Genomic DNA, 2,679 nt, shown 5'->3' on the forward strand with positions numbered 1-2,679 from the left:
CGCGGTGCCGGGCTGGGCCCGCTCGGCCGACCCGTGGTCGGACGCGGCCGGGGTGCTCACCCGGCCCGGGCCCTCGGCCGCGGTCCGCCGCTACGCCGACGCGATCGGCCGGATCGTCACCGCGCTGACGACGTCCGGCCGGCTCGACCGGCCGCTCACCCCGGCCGGCGTCGGTGGGCTGCGACCCCTGCGCGGGGTGCTGGCGGTCCCGACCGGGCCGGTCCGGTGAGCCGTGCGAGCGCTGCTGATCGTGCCGGTCGTCGTCGCACTCCTGCTGGGGGCGGCGGGGCAGGTCCTGGCCGCACCGGCCGCGGAACCGGTCACCTCGGGCGTCGACGCGGCTCGCGTGCCGGAGGCGGCGCGGCCGTACCTCGACCTGGTCACGGAGCTGACCTCGCAGGGCTGCCCGGAGCTGCCACCGGCCTGGGTGGTCGCCCAGGTGCAGGCGGAGTCGGGCTGGGATCCGGAACTGCGCACCGGCACCGCCGCCGGGCTGCTGCAGGTCTCGGAACGGACCTGGGTCGCGGCCGGGGGCGCGCCGTGGCCGGACGCGGCGCTGACCGAGCCGGAGGGGCACCTGCGCGTCGTCGTGCCGTGGCTCTGCTCGACGCTGCGCGCCGCCGCCGGGTACCTGGCGACGACCCCGAAGGACGTGCCGGTGCTCGACGCGATGCTGGTCTGCCACATCGCGGGGTGCAGCCGGGTCACCGGCTCGGCGTCAGGGGTCCCGACGGGCGGGGAGGCGGACTGCTCGCAGGCGTGCGCGTCGGCGATCCGGCGCTACCTCGACGCGGTGCACGGCTTCGTCGCGGACTACTCCGGCACGACGGCCGTCGACGACCGCGAGTCGTCCCCGCCACCGCCGCAGAAGGCCGCCCCGGCGAAGGCACCGGCGGCGAAGGACGCCGCGTCGGCACCGGCACCCGCCTGGACCGGCGGCGCGACGGGCTGCCACGAACCCGATCCGGTGCGCTCCGGCGGCTGCCTGACCGGCGCGACGAAGCACGGTCTCGACGCGGTCCGGGCGGTCTTCGGCCCGACCATCGAGACGGTCGGCTGCTGGGACGAGCACCTGCAGAACCCGCGGTCGGACCATCCGAAGGGCAGGGCCTGCGACGTGTTCACCGGGCAGGCCGGGGCGTTCGCGAAGGGCGCCGACCTCGACGAGGGCTGGGCGATCGCGCGCTGGCTGGCACGCAACGCGGCCCCGCTGAAGGTCGAGTACCTGATCTGGCAGGGCCGCTACTGGGACCCCTCGGTGCGCGCCGACGGCTCCGGCTGGGGCCGTCGCTACACCGGCGGCGGGGTCTACGACACCTCCGACGCGACCGGCGGCCACTACGACCATGTCCACATCAGCTTCGCGGAGTGACCCCGTGCGACGTCCCCTGCCGCTGCTCGTGCTCGCCGCGGTCCTCGCGGTTCCCCTGGCCCTGCTGGTGCCGGCCCTGCTGCCCGGACCGCCGTCGCAGGCCGTGCTGACCTCGGCCGACCGGGACGCCCTCGGTGATCCCGGTCCTGTCCGCGGAGCGGAGCCACCCGTGCCGGCGACGCGGCCGTCGTCGCCCGGGGCGGTGGCACGCGCCTACCTCGTCGCCGCGCACGGCACCCGGGCCGGCACGGCCGCGGGCACCACCCTCGACGGCGCCCCGTACGCACTGCCCGGCAGCCCGGCCGCCGCCGGAGCGCCCGTCCTCGACCCGCCGCCGCCCGGCGCGGGACGGACCGCCGAGGTCGAGGACCTCGACGAGGGCGCCACCGACTGGGCCCGCGGGCGCACCGCGCTCGTCGCGACCGTCCGCACGACGACGGCCGGGCCCGCCGCGGCCCCCGAGGTCCGGCGCTGGCGCACCCGCGTGGTCCTGCAGTTCGACGCGGCAGGCCACTGGCTGGTCACCGCCGATACCCCCATCACCACCGACACCCCCGACGTGGACGACTGACGTGACCGAACCTTGGAGTGGGCGATGACCGCCGACGAGCTCGAGCAGCTGCTCACGTCCCTGCTGGCCAAGGGGGTCACGGTCGTCCTGCTGGCGCTGGGCCCTGCCGGGGAGCTGGTGGGGGTGGAACCCGGGGGGTCCGCGACGCCGTCGGTGAGCTCCGGGCAGGACGCCGCCGGTGCGCCGCGTCCGGACCTGGAGCTGGGGGCCGACGGCGAGGTGTGCGCCGGGTCGGGCGGGTCCTCCGGGGCCGGGGCCGGGACGAGCTCCGGCGGGTCCGGGTCGGGCTCCGACAGCTCGGTAGGCGGGGATCGCGAGCGCGACGGTCGCGACGGGGCCGGGGCCGGGGCCGGGGCCGGGGCCGACGAGTCCACCGCCGGGTCCGGGTCCACCGGGGCCGGCGGCAACTCGTCCAGCGGGTCGGAGGACGGTCGCGACGGCGGGTCCGGCAGCTCCGACGGGTCGGGCGACTCCGACGACCGGCGCCGATCCGGCGGGTCGGACGACTCCGGGAACAGCGGCGGATCGGACGACAGCGACTCCGGGGAAAGCGACTCCGGGAACAGGGGTTCCGGGGGCACCGGGTCCGGCGGCAGCGGCTCCGGAGGCTCCGGTTCGGACGACAGCAGCCCCGGCGACAGCGACGCGGGCAGCGACGCGGGCAGCGGCTCGGGCAGCGGCGGCTCGGGCAGCGGCGGCTCGGGCAGCGGCGGCTCGGGCAGCGGCGGCTCGGGCA

General features: G+C 78.0%; 3 protein-coding genes and 1 pseudogene. All 4 read left to right on the forward strand.

Features of this window, described 5'->3' with window-relative positions; all coding sequences use genetic code 11:
* On the forward strand, nucleotides 1–229 hold a 229-nt coding region (locus NH602_RS29940), incomplete at its 5' end, for a hypothetical protein (RefSeq protein WP_253069575.1).
* A gap of 3 nt (nucleotides 230–232) precedes the next feature.
* Entirely contained in the window at nucleotides 233–1,372 is a 1,140-nt protein-coding gene (locus tag NH602_RS29945) for a hypothetical protein (protein WP_179761204.1), read from the forward strand.
* A 4-nt stretch (nucleotides 1,373–1,376) separates the two neighbouring features.
* Nucleotides 1,377–1,943, forward strand: a complete 567-nt coding sequence (locus NH602_RS29950) for a hypothetical protein (RefSeq protein WP_179761205.1) — start codon at nucleotides 1,377–1,379, stop codon at nucleotides 1,941–1,943.
* A 24-nt stretch (nucleotides 1,944–1,967) separates the two neighbouring features.
* A pseudogene (locus NH602_RS29955) lies at nucleotides 1,968–2,679 on the forward strand (hypothetical protein); the annotation flags it as partial.

The sequence above is a fragment of the Pseudonocardia sp. McavD-2-B genome (assembly GCF_024124365.1).
Classification (GTDB): domain Bacteria; phylum Actinomycetota; class Actinomycetes; order Mycobacteriales; family Pseudonocardiaceae; genus Pseudonocardia; species Pseudonocardia alni.